General features: G+C 31.0%; 22 protein-coding genes, 1 other RNA gene and 2 riboswitches. Of the genes, 2 read left to right on the top strand and 21 right to left on the bottom strand.

The features are described 5' to 3' along the window. Positions 1 to 2: 2 nt before the first annotated feature. The 3 genes from CLVI_RS04750 to CLVI_RS04740 are packed head-to-tail and all read right to left on the bottom strand — an operon-like array spanning position 3 to position 2675. A complete protein-coding gene (locus CLVI_RS04750; RefSeq protein ID WP_106058980.1) occupies positions 3 to 752 on the bottom strand; it encodes an aminotransferase class IV in 750 nt (249 codons plus the stop codon). Next, entirely contained in the window at positions 752 to 2095 is a 1344-nt protein-coding gene (pabB, locus tag CLVI_RS04745; protein ID WP_106058979.1) for an aminodeoxychorismate synthase component I, read from the bottom strand. The genes CLVI_RS04750 and pabB overlap by 1 nt, the downstream gene beginning before the upstream one ends. Further along, positions 2085 to 2675: an anthranilate synthase component II gene (locus CLVI_RS04740; RefSeq protein ID WP_106058978.1), complete on the bottom strand. Its 591-nt coding sequence runs from the start codon at positions 2673 to 2675 to the stop codon at positions 2085 to 2087. Before CLVI_RS04740 ends, pabB begins: the two co-directional genes overlap by 11 nt. Before the next feature lie 123 nt (positions 2676 to 2798). On the opposite strand from CLVI_RS04740, the gene CLVI_RS04735 reads away from it, so the two are divergent. Beyond that, positions 2799 to 3629, top strand: coding sequence for a PHP domain-containing protein (locus tag CLVI_RS04735; protein WP_106058977.1), 831 nt, complete (start codon positions 2799 to 2801; stop codon positions 3627 to 3629). Positions 3630 to 3700: 71 nt separating this feature from the next. On the opposite strand, the gene CLVI_RS04730 is transcribed toward CLVI_RS04735, so the two are convergent. The 9 genes from CLVI_RS04730 to CLVI_RS04690 all read right to left on the bottom strand — a co-directional run bounded on the left by CLVI_RS04730 (position 3701) and on the right by CLVI_RS04690 (position 12553). Next, the gene (locus CLVI_RS04730) at positions 3701 to 3940 is read right to left on the bottom strand and encodes a phage holin (RefSeq protein WP_106058976.1); all 240 of its coding nucleotides are present in this window, start codon (positions 3938 to 3940) and stop codon (positions 3701 to 3703) included. Between the two features lie 57 nt (positions 3941 to 3997). After that, entirely contained in the window at positions 3998 to 4711 is a 714-nt protein-coding gene (locus CLVI_RS04725; RefSeq protein WP_106058975.1) for an ECF transporter S component, read from the bottom strand. Continuing rightward, positions 4693 to 6363 carry an ABC transporter ATP-binding protein gene (locus CLVI_RS04720; RefSeq protein WP_106058974.1) on the bottom strand — a complete coding sequence of 557 codons (1671 nt, stop codon included), beginning with the start codon at positions 6361 to 6363 and terminating at the stop codon, positions 4693 to 4695. Before CLVI_RS04720 ends, CLVI_RS04725 begins: the two co-directional genes overlap by 19 nt. Then, positions 6345 to 7238 (bottom strand): energy-coupling factor transporter transmembrane component T, encoded by an 894-nt coding sequence (locus CLVI_RS04715; protein WP_106058973.1) that lies wholly within the window; start codon positions 7236 to 7238, stop codon positions 6345 to 6347. The genes CLVI_RS04720 and CLVI_RS04715 overlap by 19 nt, the downstream gene beginning before the upstream one ends. A 3-nt stretch (positions 7239 to 7241) precedes the next feature. After that, a complete protein-coding gene (locus CLVI_RS04710; protein ID WP_146127303.1) occupies positions 7242 to 7997 on the bottom strand; it encodes a DUF4430 domain-containing protein in 756 nt (251 codons plus the stop codon). Positions 7998 to 8076: 79 nt separating this feature from the next. Beyond that, positions 8077 to 9708 (bottom strand): hypothetical protein, encoded by a 1632-nt coding sequence (locus CLVI_RS04705; protein ID WP_106058971.1) that lies wholly within the window; start codon positions 9706 to 9708, stop codon positions 8077 to 8079. 22 nt (positions 9709 to 9730) lie between these two features. Beyond that, positions 9731 to 9914, bottom strand: a riboswitch (cobalamin riboswitch). A gap of 88 nt (positions 9915 to 10002) precedes the next feature. Next, positions 10003 to 11400 carry an aminopeptidase gene (locus tag CLVI_RS04700; RefSeq protein ID WP_106058970.1) on the bottom strand — a complete coding sequence of 466 codons (1398 nt, stop codon included), beginning with the start codon at positions 11398 to 11400 and terminating at the stop codon, positions 10003 to 10005. Positions 11401 to 11435: 35 nt separating this feature from the next. After that, positions 11436 to 12347 carry an HPr(Ser) kinase/phosphatase gene (gene hprK / locus CLVI_RS04695; RefSeq protein ID WP_106058969.1) on the bottom strand — a complete coding sequence of 304 codons (912 nt, stop codon included), beginning with the start codon at positions 12345 to 12347 and terminating at the stop codon, positions 11436 to 11438. A gap of 14 nt (positions 12348 to 12361) precedes the next feature. Then, positions 12362 to 12553 (bottom strand): DUF896 domain-containing protein, encoded by a 192-nt coding sequence (locus CLVI_RS04690; RefSeq protein WP_106058968.1) that lies wholly within the window; start codon positions 12551 to 12553, stop codon positions 12362 to 12364. Between the two features lie 289 nt (positions 12554 to 12842). Here CLVI_RS04690 and CLVI_RS04685 point away from each other — a divergent pair, with 289 nt between their 5' ends. Beyond that, positions 12843 to 13046, top strand: coding sequence for a Spo0E family sporulation regulatory protein-aspartic acid phosphatase (locus CLVI_RS04685; RefSeq protein WP_106058967.1), 204 nt, complete (start codon positions 12843 to 12845; stop codon positions 13044 to 13046). 78 nt (positions 13047 to 13124) lie between these two features. Here the strand turns inward: CLVI_RS04685 and ssrS are convergent. From ssrS to CLVI_RS04640, 9 genes are all read right to left on the bottom strand, one after another. Beyond that, positions 13125 to 13305, bottom strand: a non-coding RNA gene (gene ssrS, locus CLVI_RS04680) — 6S RNA. Between the two features lie 51 nt (positions 13306 to 13356). Then, positions 13357 to 13752, bottom strand: coding sequence for a hypothetical protein (locus CLVI_RS04675; protein WP_106058966.1), 396 nt, complete (start codon positions 13750 to 13752; stop codon positions 13357 to 13359). Positions 13753 to 13766: 14 nt separating this feature from the next. Beyond that, positions 13767 to 14024 carry a DUF1292 domain-containing protein gene (locus CLVI_RS04670; protein ID WP_106058965.1) on the bottom strand — a complete coding sequence of 86 codons (258 nt, stop codon included), beginning with the start codon at positions 14022 to 14024 and terminating at the stop codon, positions 13767 to 13769. 83 nt (positions 14025 to 14107) lie between these two features. Further along, positions 14108 to 15283 (bottom strand): FprA family A-type flavoprotein, encoded by a 1176-nt coding sequence (locus CLVI_RS04665; RefSeq protein WP_106058964.1) that lies wholly within the window; start codon positions 15281 to 15283, stop codon positions 14108 to 14110. Between the two features lie 71 nt (positions 15284 to 15354). Continuing rightward, the gene (helD, locus tag CLVI_RS04660) at positions 15355 to 17649 is read right to left on the bottom strand and encodes an RNA polymerase recycling motor HelD (RefSeq protein ID WP_106058963.1); all 2295 of its coding nucleotides are present in this window, start codon (positions 17647 to 17649) and stop codon (positions 15355 to 15357) included. 141 nt (positions 17650 to 17790) lie between these two features. Continuing rightward, positions 17791 to 18318 carry an ECF transporter S component gene (locus CLVI_RS04655; protein WP_106058962.1) on the bottom strand — a complete coding sequence of 176 codons (528 nt, stop codon included), beginning with the start codon at positions 18316 to 18318 and terminating at the stop codon, positions 17791 to 17793. 137 nt (positions 18319 to 18455) lie between these two features. Continuing rightward, positions 18456 to 20849: a homocysteine S-methyltransferase family protein gene (locus CLVI_RS04650; protein WP_106058961.1), complete on the bottom strand. Its 2394-nt coding sequence runs from the start codon at positions 20847 to 20849 to the stop codon at positions 18456 to 18458. Next, positions 20839 to 21510, bottom strand: coding sequence for a vitamin B12 dependent-methionine synthase activation domain-containing protein (locus CLVI_RS04645; protein WP_170065596.1), 672 nt, complete (start codon positions 21508 to 21510; stop codon positions 20839 to 20841). The genes CLVI_RS04650 and CLVI_RS04645 overlap by 11 nt, the downstream gene beginning before the upstream one ends. 18 nt (positions 21511 to 21528) lie before the next feature. Next, positions 21529 to 21984, bottom strand: coding sequence for an S-ribosylhomocysteine lyase (locus CLVI_RS04640; protein ID WP_106058959.1), 456 nt, complete (start codon positions 21982 to 21984; stop codon positions 21529 to 21531). Positions 21985 to 22123: 139 nt separating this feature from the next. Then, positions 22124 to 22233: riboswitch (SAM riboswitch) on the bottom strand. Positions 22234 to 22284: the final 51 nt, after the last annotated feature.

Raw genomic sequence — 22284 nt, 5'->3', positions numbered from 1 at the left:
CATTATCCTCCTATTTTAAGTTTAGTTGCGTCATATTTATGCTTTATGTCAACTACACCTATCTCATCATTATAAGTAAAATCATCTATTTGTTTAATTTTCATTATACCCATAAGACTATTTGTGATGAAAACCTCATCAGCTTCTTTTAGATCATTAAGGGTAATATCTGTTTCCTGGACTTTAAAATTTTCTATAATCCATTTTCTTATTATACCACTTAATAACCCATTTTCTCTTCTAGGGGTTAAAATTCCATGGTTTTTTATTAAAAATATATTGCTACAACTAGTTTCTGTAATATAGCCTTTTTCATTCAAAAACAGCATATCATCAGCTCCATTTTTATTTGCCTTTGCCTTTTCTAATATATTTTCAATATAGCAAGTTGACTTAATATAGCTTAAAGCTGAGGTACTATTTCTTAATACCTTTGATATATTTAAATTCATACCTTCTTTATATACCTCTTCTCCATAGGGTATATTTCTAGTAGTGATTACAATATTTAAAGGAGTTATCATAATCTTTACTCCCTTATTCTCTATAGAGAGTTTACTTAAAAATTCTAGTAACTTCTCTTCCTCCAAATTCTCCAGGCCTAAAACTTCCATGCCAATTTTAAGTCTTGTTATGTGTTCCTCTAAAAACACAGGTTTTTTAAGCCAAAGAATAGTTTCAAAAACACCTTTGCCAAAAAAGCTTCCTTCATCTAATAAAATATTATCCTCTCGGTAGATTATTTTTCTCATTATAATACCCTCATTAAAGCCCTAGCCTTATCTATGGTCTCAAACCATTCCGCATCCTCTTCGGAATCCCAGGTTATTCCTCCACCAACCCCAAGGTAAGCCTTATCCCCTTTTTTTATTATTGTTCTAATGACTATATTAAAATCACAATTTCCTCTTAAATCAAAATATCCTATTGCTCCAGTGTATATATTCCTCTTAAGACCCTCTATCTCTTCTATAACTTCCATGGCCCTTATCTTAGGTGCTCCTGTTATGGATCCACCAGGAAAGCATTCCTTTATGCACTTAACAGCGGATATATTATCCTTAAGTCTTCCTTCAATAGTTGCTACTAAATGAAATACCGTTGCATATTCTTCTATCTTAAATAATTCCAAAACCTTAACCGTATTTGGTCTACAGACTTTGCTTAAATCATTTCTCTCTAAATCAACAATCATAAGAAGCTCGGACTTATCCTTCTCAGAATTTATTAGTGCATTCCTATTTTTTAAATCCTCATCTGCAGTTCTCCCCCTTGGTCTAGTTCCCTTAATAGGGCTAGTATGTACTAACCCCTCCCTTATGGATAAAAATCTTTCAGGGGAAGAGCTTATTACTTGAAACTCTTCATAATTAATATAGGCAGAAAAAGGTGCCTTATTTATCTTTCTAAGTTTTTCATAAATATCAAAGGATTCTTCCTGATTATTGCACCATAAACGCCTAGTCATATTAGCTATATAAACATCTCCACTCTCTATATAATCCTTAACTTTCAAGACAGCTTCTTCATATTCAGCTTTATTGAAATTCGAATAAAACTTATTGTCATTTTCTTTAAATACTATTTCTTTTTTCTCTTTATAATCCTTTAGTCTTATTTCAATGGACTCTATACTATTATCTATTTCCCCAAGTGAAGAAATAAAGGTTTTCTGACCTACTAAATCAAAGATAATTATATTCTCATAAACCATAAATATACTATCTGGAATATGGACATCCTCTTTGGCTGTATTAGGTAATTTTTCTAAAATTCTTCCTATATCATAGGAAAAATAGCCTAAAGCTCCTCCTATAAAAGGTAGCTCTGATTTATATTCAATCTTATATTTATCCATAAGTTTCTCTAAGAAATCAAAGGGATTCTCTCCCTCTAGCCTTTCTCCATCTAAATAAACAGTATTGCCTTCAGCTTTAAATCTACATATTGGATTTATTCCTATAAATGAATATAAGGAAAGTTCACTATCTTCCTTTGAACTATCAAGAAAAATACTATCCTTATATTCTTTAAAAAGCTTATATGTATAAAATGGATCATAGTTTTTTTCTAATTCTTTTATCTTAAAGTTCATTTTTATTAAACCTCTTACATTCTAAAACAAAATTATTTAATATCTTATGTCCATCCTCTGTGAGCTCTGCTTCTGGATGAAACTGAACTCCATATATAGGATATTTATTATGAGCTATTCCCATTATAACACCATCTTCTGTTTCTGCAGTCACTTTAATCTCCTTAGGTAAATCCATTTTCGATATTACTAAGGAATGATATCTAGTTACTCTAAGTGGTCTTTTTATATCTTTAAAAATTCCTTCTCCATCATGTTTTATATAACTCAGCTTCCCATGGACAGGCTCTCTACCCTTTATAATTTCCCCTCCAAAATAAGTTCCTATACATTGATGTCCTAGACATATTCCAAGTATGGGTATTTTTCCTTTTAAATTATGTATAATATCTAGACATAATCCTGCATCCTTAGGCGCTTTAGGCCCTGGAGATAAAATTATTCCTAAAAAATTTTCTTGTTCAATAATATCTAATGTTATTTTATCATTTCTATATACTACAATGTCTTCATTTAACTCTTTAAAATATCTAACAAGATTATAAACAAAGGAATCATAATTATCAATCATAAGTAGCATATCCATTTCCTCCCCTATCTATTGTTAGTTAAAACAAACTATAGTAAAATACTAATAATACGTAAATTATAACATAGGTTTTATATATAGAAAATTCATAATTATAGAAAGGAGCAAGATTTAATGACTAAGGTCGATTTTCATGTACATACCACATTCTCTGATGGTGTCTTAACCCCTAAGGAAGTGGTTCAAATAGCTTCCAACAATGGTGTAGAATATTTAGCTGTTACAGACCATGATACTATTTCAGGACTTGATGAGGCAATAAAAGAAGCTGCAAAATTAAATATCAAATTAATACCCGGCATAGAATTATCAACCAATTATAATAAAGAAAGCATCCATATTCTAGGATATTTTAAAGATGATAGCTACATTAATGATGAGCTTATTAAAGCTTTAGACGGTATAAAAAATGAAAGAATAATCCGAGCAAAAAAAATGATTTCTAAATTAAAAGAAATCTTTAATATTGAAATAAGCTTTGAAGCTATAATGCATGATGGAAAAAGTTTAATAGCAAGACCCCATATCGCTAAAGAAATTATAAAGGCTGGCTACCCATATGACATGGATAAAGTCTTTAAAGAACTTATCGGGAATGATTGTCCTGCATTTGTTCCTACAACTAAGCTTTCCACAGAGGATGGCATAAAGCTATTAAAAAAATATAATGCTTTGGTCTTTTTAGCTCACCCTATCTTAATCTCGAAATCTCCTATAGATGACTTTTTAAGCCTAGGCTTAGATGGAATTGAGGCCATCTACTTTCAAAATTCTCATGAAGAAGAAACATCTTTAATTGATATTGCCTTAAACAATAATTTACTAGTAAGTGCAGGTTCAGACTGCCATGGTTATTTTAAAAATGATAAGCGCCATGGTTGCATTGGATGTATGAAGATGAAGGATGAATATCTTAAAAATTTCCTTTCTGCATATTTTCATTAATTGATAATTTTCCATTTTTAATTTAAACATAAACTCCCCTAGTAGGTATTTATCTACTAGGGGAGTCTATTTTACTTTTCTTTATATCTTTCTATACATTTAGGATTATTTTCATCATCTCGAAACCACTTGCACTCAGTAGTTGGATTATTAATTAATCCTAGCATTATAAGTATGCTAAGAATAGCGTTTATGATAGCATTATAATTATCAGGTAAAACATCTAATCCAAAACCTTGTAATAGCAACGGAATCAATGCAGCTATAGAAACCCATAATCCGTAATTCTTTAAACGGGACTTATCTATCATTTAAATCCCCTCCTATTGTCACACTACATTATATGATTCTATAATAAGTTATGTTACCTAGATTGATTCTATAAGTCCATATTTAACCTTTATCCTATCTAATTTTTCTATCATAGGTTTTGATATAAAAAATAAAAATACCACAGTTGATAAAGCATGTATCATATCAAAATAAAAACCCGCTGCATATACAGCTACCACTGCCTGAACTGTTATCTTTGATGTAACCATTAATACGGAACTCATATTAACAATCCCTCCATATATAACTAAAGTTGCAATTCCTCCAAAGGCACATAGTATAGATTTATTTTTCTTTAATTTTTCCCTTTTAAATAATATTCCTGCTAAAAAGCCCACTAGCCCAAAAGCAAACATTTGCCAAGGTGTCCAAGGTCCTTGTCCAAAGAAAAAGTTAGATACAAATGCTGAAACAGCCCCTGTCAAAAACCCTGCCTGAGATCCAAAAGCTATCCCTGTAATTATGACTATAGCCATAACAGGTTTAAATTGAGGAATCATAAAAAATGCCATTCTTCCAGCTACAGCTATGGATGAAAGAACTGCTATAATTATTATTTCTCTAGCCTTAGGTTTTCGTGTCTCAAAGAGCATGAAAAAAGGCACCATTGTAAATATAATTATTAATATGCTTATAAAATAATACTGCCTATCTTTTAAAACATAAATACCAAACAAAATTGTTGCTGGTATTATTAATAAAACTATTAACATAGATAGCACAGTTTTCTTTATAGATTCTTTTTGCATAACTTAATCACATCCTCACAAGTTATTGCAGCCTTAAAAATATCTCTACTCATCTTATTTGCTGAGGTAGTGTAGAAATTATTATTACTAAAAAACTTTTTAGGTGATCCACTAGTTATAATGCTTCCATCAAAAAACATTCCACATGTATCAGAAACCTGTGCTGCAAATTCAATATCATGGGTTACCATAATAATTGTAATCCCATCCCTTTTAAGTTTCTTTAAAAAGACTCCAAGTTTCTCTTTATAAAAACTATCTAATGCTTTAGTAGGTTCATCAAGAAGAAGAATTTTAGGTTCTAGGAGTAATATTTTTGCAAGGGCTGCTTTTTGCTGTTCTCCTCCACTTAGATCATAGGGATGCATATCTAAAATATCTTCTATATCTAAAGTCTCTACAATTTTTGAAACTCGTTGTTTTTTCTCATCTTCCTTTATATCAATATCAAATAACATCTCCATTAGGTCTTCTCTAACTGTTTTCATTGTGAAAATGGATTGAGGATTTTGTGGAAGAACTCCTAAATTATTGTTAAATAATTCTTTAGACAGATATTTCCCTATTTCTTTGCCGTGAATAAAAACTTTGCCTCTATAGGCTTTATTTATTCCACTTATTAAATTCAAAGTTGTAGTTTTACCAGTACCGTTTCCCCCCACTATTGAATATAATTCTCCCTTATGTACCTTTAGAGATAAATCTTTTAAGATGTATGAACCATTTTTCTCATACTTAAACCAAACTTCTTTAAGTTCAATTACCTGATCTCCTAGGGGTTCTTCTTTAATTTCTTCATTTTCTGTAATCACTATTTCACTATTAGAAAGTAATTTATCAAGCCATCGTCTTCCATCTCTGACTGTTATAGGGCACTCTAAATTATTATTAATTTTGGTATATATTCTCATAGGTGAAGGTACTGCAAGAAACATATCATTTTTATTATCCCTTAAAAATTCCCCTACCTTTTTGGGAGTAGCATCTATAATTATATTCCCGTGCTCCATAACAACTACACGGTCCGCCATAGGAAAAATTGTATCTAACCTATGCTCAGATAAAATAACAGTAATCCCAAGATCCATGTTTATCTTTTTAATAGTATCTAGAAATTCAGCCGCCAAAATAGGATCAAGTTGAGAGGTCGGTTCATCTAAAATCAATACCTTAGGTGACATTGCCATAATAGAAGCTAAATTAAGAATTTGTTTTTCTCCGCCAGAAAGTTCTGAAACCTCCTTGAAAAACCACTTCTCAATTCCAAAATAACTGGCCATTTCAGCTACTCTAAGCCTTATAATCTCATTATCATACCCTAAATTCTCAAGTCCAAAGGCAAGTTCATGCCATACCTTATCTGTTACGATTTGATTCTCCGGACTTTGGTGAACAAAACCTAACTCTGATGCCTGGACTCTACTATCAATTTCTATAATATCCTGTCCTTCATAATATATATTCCCAAGAACTTCTCCATGGGGTGTTAATGTAGGCTTTAAATGTTTAAGTAATGTACTCTTTCCACAGCCTGATTTACCACAAATAACAATGAAATCTCCACTATTAACAGACAGATTTATATTATTTAAAGCTTTCTTATCCTTAAGAGGATATTTAAATGTTAAATTCTCTATTTTAATAATTTCCATTTAATCTCCTCCCAAATATTAATAATAATAGGAAATATACATAATATTAAATATGAAGTATAAACATAGATACTAAAAGACTCTATAGGCTTTACTATAATACTAGGAAAATAATCTATGCTGTTTTCTCCATAAACTCCGCCCATAATTACTGTACCTATAAGAATCAGCAGTATTATTAAAGCTATCCTGTCCCTTTTACTAAATTTAAATGGAGAGAAACTAGTTCTCCCCTTTAATCCATACCCTCTAGCTTTCATAGAATCAGCTGTTTCAAAAGAATTTTCCAATGACCAAGTTGTAAGAATTGATAATATCCTTATTCCATGATTTGTTCTTTGAAAAACATTTCCATTTGTAACATCCTTACCGATGGATTTCTGACCATCTGAAATCACTTTAATTTGTCTTTTAAACCTTGGAACAAATCTTAATACCATTGAGATAATAAGAGAGGTGGAAGGAATAATCCTTCCAAATATGTACATAAATTTATCAGAGGTCATTATTACATTGTAGGAGCTAAACCATATTAAAACTGATATAAACATTATTCCTGAAGCTACTCCATATGTAACAGCCTCCAGAGTTAAAGCATTTTTATTAATATAGAGAAGTATAGTCATTCCTTCATGATTAAAAATTGGATTTATTAGTGCAACAAACAAAAGGGTTGGTATCATATATAACAAATTAAACTTAATAGCCTTCATTCCCTTTAAGTAAAATGAATATGACATAGCACTAATAATTGAAATCCCTAAAAATACAGGATGCATAAAAAACATACTGCAGGATATTACCCCTAGAAAATATATAAAATTAATTATTGGATGATAGCTAGAGAAGCTATCTTCAAATTTTTTATCTTCCAAAGTTTACCCCTCCAAATCTCCTGAGTTAACCGTATATCTAAACTGAATCTTATCTCCATTTTTCACTTTATAAGAACCAGCACTTACCCTTTTAAATTCACCATTAACACTATACATCCATCCACTAGTTCCTCCGCAGTCAAATTCATATAGATTACTAATACCTTTAATATAACCTCCATTTGCATCAATTGTTATTCCACTACTTTTTAATACATCTAAAACTGTTTTTCCCTCTGTATAATTCAAAGTATTAGAATATATTATACCCCCTGCTGGTACAGATCCTTTTTTATTTGCACTTAACTTATCCATATTGCTTAAAATTGTCTTACATTCTATAGTTAAGCTAGCATATAATTTTTTCTCCTCCACTTTAGGTTCTTGAACCGTTGATTTCTCAGGCACTTGATTATCAGAAACCTGATTGATTGTGGTGTTCTTATCTGCCTCTTGAACTACACTTGCTGTACTCTTTGAAGTTTCAACATTTGAAGTTTCTTCAGATGTTGTCTCATTAGGTACTTCCGAAGGAGTACTTTCTTCAGTATTAATTACATCACTTGAGGTATCATTATTAGCCACCTCATCTACTGCATCATCTGTTGCCTCATTATTATTTTCTTCAACTTCAGTAATTTCATCCTTATTTGATGATACTACTTCCTCTGGGCTTTGAATTTCACAACTACTTACTCCAATAATTATGGATATAAGTATTAATATACAAAGACCTATGCCTTTCCAATATTTCTTCATCACTATTTTGCCTCACTAGTTATTATTTTTAAATGTTAGTAAAAGGTGCTGAAATAATTCAGCACCCTTCTATTTTATCCTAAGCTACTTCTTTTTTTCTAGCTCTAAAAGCTACTATTCCACAAATTATCATAAAGACTACTAAATATCCTATATTTGCTGAATCTCCTGTTTTAACTCCATTTACATCACTAACTAAATTAATGGTTTCATCCGTGGTTTCATCAGCAGTTATATCAACAGTTTCATCAGTAATTGTATTAACAGGTGTAATTGCAGTTTTTAATTCCTTTGCAATGAAATAATCAGAACAATGACTTATGGTAAAGAGAGCTACACCATCTTTTACAATAACCTTTGATTCTTGTTCTACTGATTTTTGAGTAGTTTCATCAAAATAGAATAATTTATATTCTCCATCAGCTAAATCTACTTGCATACTTACACTTGCTTTATCTGGAATATTTCCACTATGTTCAAAATTTATTATAAAAGCATTGTCTGCTAACGTATTAATTTTATCCTTATTCTTTGAATATAAAGAAATATTTTTATTAAAATCAATAGTTGTATCTGTGATATCACTACCTTTAAAGGTCATTGAATATTTTTTACCTTCTATTGTAGCTCCACCTATAATAATTTCCGAATTATTAGTTTTTATGTTTTTAAAAATATCTGTAGACACTATATTATCTGCAACTGTCTTAGCTTTTGATGTTACATCTGCCATATTAAATACAAAGCTTTTACCCTCATTAGATCTCTCATATGCTACAAGAGAATAAAGTACTTGAGCAGTTGTAATATCATCAACTGGAGAATCCACAGAAAACTTAAATCCATTTCCTTCCTCATAAAAAGGTGCTAGTGCTGATTCAAAATTCGCTACACTATTGTCTCCTAAGGCTACTAAAGCTACTTCTGCTTGAGCTGTAGTACATGGATTTACGCCTGTACCCCAGTCATCATGATAACCACCAGTTGCTATTTCCTTACTTTTTAAAATGTTTAAAGAACTTGCTAGAACTTTTTTTACATCTTCTCTATTATTATGCTTAGCTAATGCCTGAATTGCCATAGCAGTGGTATCAATATCCGTTACCTGTTCTCCGCCATATTCATATCCAAATCCACCTAAAGCTGTCTTTTGTGCAATGAGCTTATTAACTATTGTTTCCTTTGTATTTATCGAGCCCTGTGTTTCTACGTAATCATTGCTGTCTAAGGCAAGTAACGAATATAGAAGTTCATATACTCCTCCATCCCCTAAACCTTTTCTATCAAGTATTAACTGAACTAAATCATGTCCTGCAACATCTCTAGCATCTTTACCTATTGCATTTAGAGCTAGTACAATTTTTGCAGCATCAGAAATAGTTGTATAATCTTTATTATTATAATCTGGTGTAAATGCTTCCACCTTTGTAAATTCTTTTTCTACCTTTTCTTCTACGCTTTTATAATACTTTTCATAATAAGAAGATGGTACCCAATTTTTCGAACGAGCCATCCCTATAATTAGCCATTCCATTTGACCTCCAAATTCAGGATTAGGCTTACTTTCTTGTATTCCGTCTATTGTGCTACTTATCATATTGTCTAAGTTATTATTTACAGTAGCAGCTTCCACTACTTCAGTGCTTGGCTTGGCAATAAATATTGATACTATAAACAATATTGCCATTACCTTGGATAATAATTTTTTCATGATTTTCCCCCTCGAAAATATATTTGAAATTAGATCTATGGCAGGTCTCCTGACTTAAAGCTTCAAACCTACTATCTTAACCTTCCCAAAAAGATTTCTTTTCAGTGGTATATCTTAAGATTTCGTAGCTTTTACAGTAGCGAGGACTGCTAAGGACTCACACCTTATTCCCTATTAATATAACAACCATAGGCCTTTCCTTAGTTTAAATGTATTATAAGTTTATTGTCAATGTAAAATGCCATATTTAGATAAAAAAACAGGCTAGATTTACAATCTAGCCTGTAATAAAGTCTATGCTTCCATTAAAAATGCATGATAACCTCTAAAAGTTTCATATATATCAACCTTACTTGCAACTTCCCAAGGTGCATGCATATTTTGAACTGCTACTCCACAATCAATTACCTGCATATTATATGCAGCTAAAATATAAGCAATTGTTCCTCCGCCGCCTTGATCTACCTTCCCAAGTTCAGCTGTTTGGAATGAAACATCATTTTTATCCATTATATTTCTAAGTTCAGCCATATATTCTGCATTGGCATCATTAGATCCTGATTTACCGCGAGAACCAGTGTATTTATTAAATACTATCCCGCGACCAAAGTAAGCTGAGTTTTTCTTCTCCATAACAGATGGGTAGTTTGGATCAAAAGCCGCACTTACATCAGAGGAAAGCATTTTAGAATTTTTTAAACATCGTCTAAGCTTAATATCTGAATATTCCTCTACTCTATCAATAATTTCTGCTATAGTATTTTCAAAGAATTTCGATTGCATTCCTGTAGCACCTACACTACCAATCTCCTCTTTATCAACTAATAAACATATTGAAGTCTTATCTACCTTTTTAATATCTAACATTGCCATAATAGAAGTATAAGAACAAACCCTATCATCATGTCCATACGCCATAACCATACTTCTATCTAGGCCATAATCTCTAGCTTTCCCTGCAGGCACAATTTCAATTTCAGCTGACAGAAAATCATCTTCTTCAAAGTCATATTTTTCTTTTAAGATCTTAAGAATATTTGCCTTCACTTTGTCTTTGTCTTTATCTTTACTTTTCCCCTTAAGAGGTATGCTTCCAATAAGTACATTAAGATCTTCACCTTCAATAACCTTGTTACCTTTTTTCTCTAGCTGAGTTTGTGCTAAATGGATTAAAATATCAGATACTCCAACAACAGGATCACTTTCATCTTCTCCTATTACTATATCTATTTTAGTTCCATCTTTTTTTACTACAACCCCATGAATAGATAGTGGAAGAGTAACCCATTGATATTTTTTAATTCCACCATAATAATGAGTATCTAAAAGAGCAAGTTCAGAATCTTCATATAAAGGATTTTGTTTTAAATCTAATCTTGGAGAATCAATATGAGCTCCAAGGATTTTCAGACCTTCCTGAAGTTGCTTTTCTCCTACAATTATTAATGCGATTGCTTTATCCATATTATTAGCATAAACCTTGTCCCCAGCCTTTAATATTTCATCTTTTTTAATTACGTCCTCTAAATCTCTATATCCATGTGCCTTAGCTATTCTTATTGTTTCCTTTACACATTCTCTCTCAGTTTTACATTTTGACATAAACTCTTTATAACCTTCATTAAAATCGAATATTTTTTTTATGCCCTTTTCATCATATTTACTCCAAGCATTTTTATCTTTTTCATCCATATTGTAAGCCTCCTATAATTTAAATATACTCTAGTTTATTCCAAAGCCACTTCATCCATTCTACTTTCTATAATATCTACAGATGTTTCTTCTGACATTAATGAATGTCTATAATTAACTGCTGCTGCTTCTATTATTACTGCTATATTTCTACCAGGTCTTACTGGTATTGTGAGTTTTCTAAGTTTAACCCCTAATATATCTTCATATTTATCATCTATTCCTAATCTATCATAGTCATTATCATCTTGCCAGTGTTCAAAATGCATAGCCAATGTTATCTGTTTTTCTTCTTGAACTGAGCTTAATCCATACAAAGTTGGAACATCTATAATTCCAATACCACGAACCTCAAGCATACCTCTTGTAACCCTTGGTGATGAACCTATAAGATCTCCATCTATTTCCCTTATATCAACTGCGTCATCAGTTACTAATCTATGTCCTCTCTTAATTAACTCTAATGCAGTTTCACTCTTACCTATTCCACTCTCTCCAGTTATTAAAATACCTATACCATAAACATCTACCAATACACCATGTAGTCTTGTTTCCGGTGCTAGTTTCTCTGCAAGATAAATTGTAAGCCTACTCATTAACTTAGTAGTTACAAAATTACTTCTAAGTAGCCATATTTGTTTTTTCTTAGCGTATTCTACAAGCTCCTCATGAGGTTCTAAATCTCTTGATATTATTACGCAATTCATGTCAAAACTAAAGTACTTTTTTAGCCTCTTTCGTCTAAGTTCTATTTTCATATCATCTAAAAAACTCCATTCAGCCTTTCCAATAATCTGTAGCCTTTCAGGAGCAAAATAATTATAAAATCCTGCTAATTGTAACCCTGGCCTATTTATATCATTTACTGTAATTTCTGGTTTTAGGTTTCCTTCTATTAAAACCTCAAGCTCGAAATCCTTAATTAGTTTCTCAACCGTTACTGCCATTTCGTAAGATCCTCCTACTTTTTCTTTTTTAACTCAATTCCCTCTAATTGTCCTCTGAAATTACGTTTTACATTATCAATATATCTTTTTTTCAACTTTTGTTGAAATTCTTTTTCCTCTGTAGTTAACTCTTCCTCTTTACTCTTATTGTATAACATATTTATCTTCTCTATTACTGCTTCTATCTTCATTGAATCTACGTCCATTAGTACAACTCCTTTAATTAAGTTATAAGCTTATTTTACCTATATTCTCTCAATTTATCAACCTTTGCCATTAAATCATAAGATTTTATTTTTTTATAGCGTTTATTTTTATCTTCCTTACCTTTATCTACATACAGGTCTAATTTAAGTTATATTACTGTGATTTTTTTAATAATTTATGTAATTTATTGTATTTTATTGAAAAACGAATACAGTTTACATAATTAGTCATTATGATATAATTATTTTACTAAGTGAATTACAAAATTTGTAAAAAGAGGTGGATAAAATGTATAAAAACCAGTTAACTAAAAGGATAAAAAGAAAAAAGAGGCTCTTAAACTTTTTACTAACCTATCTTTCCCCTACAAACAAATTTATGATAAAACTTTCTACCGATTTGGACAAGCTTGTTTATATATATCAAAAGAATCTATATAAACGCTATAAAAAGAGAAATAAACATTTTCAGTGCGAAAAAATTTCTGCTTAATGTAGTCATGTAAATATGATGCATAGTTATACAACAGCAAAAAAACCTCAATATAAAATATTGAGGTCTTATATACATATATTTCCCAAAATGCCGTTTGTTTAAAAATCCATACCCGCTGTTAGCAGGTGGGTTAAGCTCATCTTACGTCAGCCTTCTTCATCATAAAATGGAAGCACGACATCAGCAAAAGTTTTGCGAATCCCGAATCAATTATGTAGGTTGAACATATTAAACTATGCGCACATCTCAGGAAGGTTATGTTTATATTATAGCACAAGGTATTCATATTGCAATGGAAATTATAAGGTTAAATGTAATCCTTTAATACGTCTTCTAAATCACCTTCAAAGGTATCATTACAAAATATAGTAATAAACTTAACGTACTCTGAACTACTTGCTTCATTATCCAATACTTTATACATACTCGAGACTTCAAACTCTTCTTCAGTCTCCTCTAATATCTCTCCTACATTGTCCTTAGCTATATCATATAAATATGAAAAAAACCAATCCTTATACCATTCATCACTTTCTTCTTCAGCATCGCTTTCTTCATTAGAATACGCTCTTGCTGCGGATATCTCCTCTTTGTCAAAATCATAATAGCATTTTATAACAATAAAATCCTCTTTGACTTTTAACTCTTTTATTTCTGATAATCCATTATCTTCTAGAAAATTCATTATTTCTGTAACTTCCATGATTTCACAACTCCTTAATATAAAAGCTTCTTATATTCCTTTGTTACTCTTTCGAATTCTTTATCATCTTCAACAAGATTTAATTCTTCTTTTTCATCAACAATATCTATTCTAAAAGCAAATACATCTTCACTTTCTTCATCTAAAGGTGCTAATAAAACATATTCCGTTTCCTCAACAAATATTCTAGCTATTGCTTCAAGATCTACTTTATTTCCATCCTCATCTTTAAAAGACATTATTTGTTTTTCCTCTTTTTCATTTTCTTCCATTAATTTCACCTCTTTATATAAATTTATAAATTTTTCAAATAATAAGACACTTATTCTAAATAAGTGTCTTATTAAAATATATTCTACATTAACTTTATAAAATCTTCAACCATTTCATCAGCTCTTTTATAATCTTCTTCAGATGGTACAAATTTAAACTTTAATCCACCTTCTACAATTTTAAACTTTAAAGATTTAAGTCTATCTGTTAGCATAGGTACACCTTCACCACTCCATCCATAAGAACCAAAGGCCATTGCTGCCTTTCCTCTGTTAATGACAGGGTTAACTAAAGATAGTAAATCCCACGCTGGTTTAACTGCATCAGAATTTATTGTTGGAGAACCAATCATCAATCCCTTAGCCTTTTCGATTAACTTTATAGCTTCTTCTATAGGCATGGAAGTTATTTCATGAACTCCTGCCTCAAATCCCTTTTCTTCTATCTTCTTCTTTAAGTAATTAGCCATATCGCCTGTGTTTTTATAGGCTGTTATATAAAATATTTCCACTTTCTTAGGATTCACTGGTTCTATTATAGCCCATTCTTCATATAACTTTAATGCTTTAGCTACACTTTCACCCCTATGAATCGGTCCATGGCTAGGAGCCATAATATCTATATCTAAATTCTTTATTTTTTCAAGGCCTTTTTGTACAAATGGCTTAAAAGGTCCCATTATACATTCAAAATAATACTTCATTTCCTCAAAATATTCCTCTGCTCCTACTTCTTCAATTGACTTTTCTGGACAATAGTGACATCCAGTAAAATCACAAGTAAATAATACATTCTTTTCCTTTATATATGTAAACATAGTATCAGGCCAATGTAAATTTGGTGCTGCAATAAATTGTAATGTTGTATTACCTAAATTTAATTCTTCTTTTGCCTCTAATCTATTAAACGATTCATTTATTATATTGTCCAAAAAGCTTAAAGCACTTCTTGTTCCTACAACAATAATCTCTGGATAATCTTTAATTAACATCTTTATTGTTCCACTATGATCTAGCTCTGTATGTTGAACTATAACATAATCTAACTTTTTATTTCCTATAACTTCCTTTAAATTACCTTTAAATTCATCATAGAATCCATTTTTGCAAATATCCACTAGAGCTACTTTTTCATCATTAATTACATATGAATTATATGTAGTTCCTCTTTTAGTTTCCATTATAATATCAAAAACTCTTAATCCTGGGTCCTTTACTCCTACCGAGTAAATATTATCCTTTAACTTTTCAGCTGTCATATCTTTACCTCCAAATACCAATTATCTTATAATCTTTATTATACTAGTATGAATTCTTTATTACAAGAATTTTAGCCCTTTACATTATAAGGTTCTAGTAAAGTCGTAATATTATCTTTTTCAATAACATATTCCAAATGAAGAGCTCTAGTTAAAGAGACATATAATAACCTTTGATCTAATAAATTGTCTCCATAAGTTTCTGTGCTTGGATTAAATATAATAGTTGCATCAAATTCTAATCCTTTAGTTAAATATGAAGGAATTATTATTAATTCTTTTTGAACTTCCTTCTCTTTTCCCTTAATTAATTCAAAGGAATATTTACTCTTCTTTTTTAGAATTTTATCTAATATTAAAGCTTCCTCGCTATTTTTAGTTATAATAGCCACAGTACTTTTTTCCTTATTTTTAACTTCATCTATTATTTCATCAATAGTCTTAGGATATTCATCCTCATGACTAACCTTTTTAATATAAGGTTTCTCTCCATGTCTTAATACAGGCTTAGCATTTTTAAGTCCAAGATTCTGTGCATTTAATGCACCCTGTGCAAGCTCTATAATTTCAACAGTTGATCTGTAACTTTGAGTTAATTGAACATACGTTGCCTCTCCGTTAAACAATCCTAATGTAATATCATCCCAAGTTTTTATTCCCTTATAGTAATATATCCCTTGAGCCAAATCCCCAACTAAAGTTAAAGAATTCCTCTTAGCAATCATATTTACAAGAAAAACTTGGAAAGGACTATAATCTTGAGCTTCATCTACTACTATATGTTCAAATTTTTCTGATTCTGCTATTCCTTCAAGGATAATTCTTATATATAAAAGAGTAGGCAAATCATCCTCATCTATAATGTTATTCTCATAATTTTCATTAAACTCGTCCCTCATAAATTTATATAAGTCATCAGGGATTTCATTATCAGTTGCTATAGAAAATAATTCTTCATCATTAAAGAAGTTATAATAAATATCTTTTGATCCTATTCCTCTCCAATTTTTGAAATATAGATTTAATTGCTTTTTTGCATTTTTAGAAATATCATTTTTTATCTTATCTCTCTCATCATACACCGCAATTAGCGCTTCTCGTCTCTCCTTTGAATCTTCACCGCTTAGTCTTACTTCTTTTATTTTAATATCCCACTGAAGATCTGTTTTATAAAGCAGTACGTTTACCCGTTCTTTTATTTTAAGATTAAGATATCTTTTAATCTCATCTTTTCTTTTATTAATTGGGTACGATTTTAAATCCTTCAAATATAATCTAAGTATTTCTTTTTTACTAAATAGTACCTCATTTGCTACAATTATATCTTCGATATCTAATTCTTTGCTTTCAACCAAAGTAATATATCTATCTATCATAGCTTTATAGATTAACTTACCCTTTATTTCACTTGAATCTACTATAAGTTTTTTCTTATCTTCATCTTTTTCTTCCATTATACTTTTAAGCTTTTCATCCTTATTATATATCTTGCTTTTTATTTTAAGCTTAGATAATACTAACTCCTCAAATGTATCTTGCTCAACTTGAGATGCCCCAAGGCTTGGAAGAATATCTGAAATATAATCTAGAAACAATTTGTTTGGTGCAAGTACAAGTATATCTTTACCTTCCATAGTTTCTCTATACCTATAAATTAAATAAGCAAGTCTATGTAGGGCAATGGTAGTTTTTCCAGATCCTGCAGAACCTTGAACAATAATAGGCAGATTTTTAGGCCACCTTATAATTTCATTTTGTTCTTTTTGGATTGTTGCAACTACCTCTCTAAGTTTTTTACCTCGGCTCTCCTCTAGATTAACTTTCAACAGTTCATCAATTAATCCTTGACCAGCTTCTCCGTTGATCATAAGTTCATTAATTCCCTCATCAAAAACCTTCTCTATTTCCTCGTCATTAAATAAAAATTTTCTTTTAAGGCTCAGTTCACCTTCAATAATTCTATTTGGTGCTTTATAAAAGGCTTCTCCTCCTGTTCCACTATAATAAAGGTCTGCAACAGGAGCTCTCCAATCTACTACAACCTCTTCACCCTTTTTAACATTACTTATTCCTTTTTTGCCTATGTATATACTTTCTTCTAATCCTCTATGTTCTCTAAAATCTACTCTACCAAAATAAGGTTCCTTTAACACGTCTTCATAACTAGTAATTTCTCTAGTTAGAACTTCATAAACCTTATCAGTAGTTTCCTTTTCTTCACTATATCCACCTCCTGATTCCCTACTAATATTCTTAACCTTTTGTTCTATTGCATTTATATTCGACTGTTTCTCCTGAATTTCTTCTTTGATAAGTTCTCTTTTTTCTATTAAAATTTCTTTTTCTTCTCGCATATTCTTCTTCATATTTTACCTCTATCTCTTAGTATCATACTCTTATTATAGCCCTAATTCTCAATAATATAAAGGCTATTTAATATATACTCCAAATATAAAAAAATCAGGAGTATACTTTTATACTCCTGATTTAGCTCCTACAATATTTATTTACGCTGCTTCTTTAACTTCTAAGAAAGTGTTATATATACTTTTCCTTCTAGCTCTGGCTAACGCTTTAATTATAACGAAAGAAATTATAGCATCAACAGTATGATGTATTATTATGAAACCAGCCATAAAAACTAAAAATTTATAATCAGCAAATCCTACAAAAGGTATTACGACTAAAGCTTCGGCTAGTCCATGTATAGGAGCCGTAATTACTACCGCTTTAACATAATTTTTATTTTTTTGAATTATTTTAGCCCCAATATATCCAACTAAAATATGTGTAGCAGCTCTTACTACTATTGGCAAAGGTAGTCCTGTAAGGAAAAATCCTAAAGTTGATCCGACCCCAACAATTATTGCCACAAATGGTGAAATAAACATCGCCATAAACATAGGCACATGCGATGCTAATGTAGCACTAAATGGTGGAAAATAAACTCTTAAAAAAGAAAATTGTATTGGAATAATAATTGCTAATGCAGTTAATAATGCTGCATATACCATTTGTTTTGTTCTACTGTTCATTTATATGCCCCCTCTTTACGATGAATATACACTAGCATACCAAATATGTACACGCATGTAAAGTTTTTTGTAAATAAAAAAGGCTGTTTTAAAGTGAATCTAATCCCCTTAAAACAGCCTAGTAAAGTTATATTTAATTAATTAAATATTTGCCTTGCGACTTCAACAGCTTCCTTTGCATCCTTAGCATAATAATCTGCTCCTATTTCCTTTGCGTATTCAGGAGTTAAAACTGCTCCACCAACAAATACTTTTCCTTTGTATCCATTTTCCTCTAGGGATCTTATAGTTTCTGCCATACTCTTTAAAGTGGTTGTCATTAGTGCACTTAGTCCAACTAATCCCACGTTATTTTTTAATGCTGCATCTACTACCGTCCCAACGGGAACATCTTTGCCAAGATCTATTATCTCATACCCATAATTTTCAAGGATAACCTTAACTATATTTTTTCCTATATCATGTATATCTCCCTGAACTGTAGCTAAAATTATTTTTCCTTTTGAAATACTAGCAGAATTATTTAATATAAGACTTGCTTTTATAACTTCAAAGGCCTTTTTTACAGTTTCAGCCGATTGTATAAGCTGTGGAAGAAAAATTTCTCCCGTTTCAAACTTTTTACCTACTTCATCTAATGCAGGAATTAGGAGTTTATTAACTATTTCAAGTTCAGTATTTGTTTTTAGTAGTTCCTTAGTTTCTCCTGCTGCTTCATCTCTTAATCCCTTTATAACTATGTATTTTAGATCCCTTTCATCAGTAGAATTATTATCATTTTTACCAGATTTAAATCTGACACTTCTATCTACCTTTGCTCCACCATAGATAGAAATGAAATTTGCTGAACCCTTATCAATATTAGCTAATACTTTATAAGAATTAACTACATCCATCATTCCTGTACTATTAGGATTCATAATAGGTAAATCCAATCCATTAGCAAGTGCGGCTGCTAGAAAAGTTTCATTTATAAGATCTCTACACGGAAGTCCAAAAGATATATTAGAAACTCCAAGTAGAGTTTTAACTCCTAATTCATCATGAACTCGTCTCACTGCCTTTAATGTTTCTTGAACTTCTGCTTGTTGCGCAGATGCTGTTAGGACCAAACAATCTATAAATACATCTTTCTTATCTATTCCATATTCCTTTGCTTTATTTACTATCTTTTCTGCAATTTCAAATCTTTCCTTAGCAGTAGGGGGAATTCCTCGCTTATCTAAAGTTAGTCCAACTACACTTGCTCCATATTTTTTAATAATAGGAAGTATTTTATCTAAAACTTCGTCTTCTCCATTTACTGAGTTAACACATGCCTTCCCATTATATATTCTTAATGCTGCCTCTAAAATTTCAGGGTCTGATGAATCTATTTGAAGAGGTACATCCATAATTCCTTGAATTTCCTTGATTACTTTAATCATCATTTCCTTTTCATCTATTTGAGGTAATCCAACATTAATATCTAACAAATCAGCCCCAGCTTCTACCTGATCTATTGCTTGCTTTAAAATATAATCTAAGTTATTATCCTTTAAAGCCTGCTGAAATAACTTTTTACCTGTAGGGTTTATTCTTTCGCCAACTATCTTTACCCCTTCTATTTTTAGCATATTTGAAGGAGTACAAATACAAGAATATGTTATTTTATCTCTCTTAAGCCTCTTGTTATTATCTGCTATCGCCCTAAGTTTTTTGATAAACTCTGGTGTAGTACCACAGCATCCGCCTATAATACTAACCCCTTCGCAAACAAACTTTTCTACCCAATATGCAAATTCTTCCGGAGTAACATTAAATATAGTTTTCCCCAATCGCAATTCAGGTAATCCAGCATTAGGCTGTGCCATTACAGGTATATTAGTAGCTGCTACTATTCTTTTTATTATTGGTAATAACTCCTTAGGTCCTAAAGAGCAATTAACTCCTACCGCATCTGCACCCAATCCTTCTAGAACTACTGCCATACTTTCTGGAGTACAGCCTGTAAAAGTTCTTCCATTTTCCTCAAATGACATTGTACATAGTATAGGAAGGTTTGAATTTTCTTTTGCTGCAAGTACCGCAGCTTTAGCCTCATATAAATCTGTCATTGTTTCTATAATAATTAAATCAGCCCCTGATTTAACACCTTGAACAATTTGTCTTTTAAATATTTCATAGGCTCTTTCGAAACTCAATGTTCCCATAGGTTCTAAAAGTTGCCCTATTGGTCCAATATCTAAAGCTATATATATCTTTTTATCTTCTCTTGCTTCCTTAGCTATATTTATAGCTGCATCAATTATTTTCTCAACACTGTATTCACAATGTTCAAGTTTTAATTCATTTGCTCCAAAGGTATTAGTAGTAAGAACCATAGCACCATTTTCTATGTAATCTTTATGAATATCTTTTATTATTTCTGCCTCTTCTATGTTAAACACTTCTGGAGTTTCTCCAAGTTTTAGCCCTTTTACTTGAAGCATGGTCCCCATGCCTCCATCAATTACAAGGATATTATTTTTTATATATTCTCTAAGATCCACAAATAATCCCCTCTCTCCTGAATCCACAGGTTTCATAGTTTTTACAAGTTTTGCATCCTTTTTCTTTTAATTCATGCCCCATTGGTATTAATCCTATGATAGCTGTGACGGATTTCCTGGGAAATAGTATATGATGGTCAGATACTGTCAGGCCTATTGTCTTATCTGCCTTTAAAATGCTTATAACTTCACCTTGTATAGTTAAAGGCAAATCTCCATACCCAGGACTGTACCTAAAGGTTATTGATAAATTATTTTTGTTTGCTTCCATCTTTATATAATCCTCTATTTGATCACAAACTTCTTCCACAGCTGTTGTAGCACATGAATCTAATATTAATGCTTTAGTGAGATTGCTTTTTTCATAGAATTTTATTTTCGTCTCTATTTTACTGCCTATTGTCACTGCCATTACACTAACTTCATTTGAATATTTTAAATGTTCCTTAATATCTTTTCCTTCAAGAACTAAATTGGTGCCCTCTAGCAATACGCCATTATCTTGTAATTTGTTTTTATAGCTTCCATAAACAAACTTTGGAAGTAGCAATTCTTTAGACTCTTCAATAGTTTCATCAATTAACTTATTTAAGGATTCTTCAATTTCCTGCTTCTTATAGCCTAAATACCTAAGGACTTCATCCTTAGGTATTCTAACCATCTTAAGCTTTAACACTTCTTACTCCCCATATATGTTAAGAGAAAAACCTCTATCTAAGGCTTCCTTAGCATATTCTTTAGCTCCAAATAGTGATAAATCCTTATAATTTCCACATTGAATTTCATTAGCTGCTGGAATTTCCTTAGATTCTAATACAATCTTTAATCCATATTCTACAGCTTCTTTTATCTCTGCTGGTTCTCTATCTCCCCAGATGCTTAAATAAAATCCAGTCCTGCAGCCCATTGGTGATAAATCTATTATTCCTTCAAGCTTATCTCGAAGTGAATGAGCTAAAATATGCTCAAGTCCATGCATTGCTGCTGTTCCAAAAGCTTCTTTGTTAGGTTGAAGAAATCTTATATCAAATTTAGTTACCTTATCTCCCTTTTCTCCATCGAGCAAACAACATTTTCTTATATAAGGTGCTTTAACCTTTCTGTGATCTAATTCAAAACTTTCAACTTTTTCCATAATATACTCCCCCATATCAAATTATTTTTTATTTTCAGTTGCTAAAATATTCGCTTTGCTACTTACCTTATTGGCTATATAACAAAAAATACCTAAAGGGTATCCTTTAGGTATAATAATTTACTATACTATAAAACAACCCTTATCTTTCAGCTTCCGCTGCAGGATTTAGCACCAAATATACATATGATAATACATACCGGTTGCTGGGTTTCATCGGGCCATTCCCTCCACCACTCATGATAAGTTTATATTCACTTTCATACATTGTATACTATATTTTTATCTTTGTAAATAAAT

Source organism: Clostridium vincentii (assembly GCF_002995745.1).
Lineage (GTDB): Bacteria > Bacillota > Clostridia > Clostridiales > Clostridiaceae > Clostridium > Clostridium vincentii.
The sequence above is the reverse complement of the archived record's forward strand: the minus strand, read 5'-3'. Positions and strand labels throughout refer to the sequence as shown.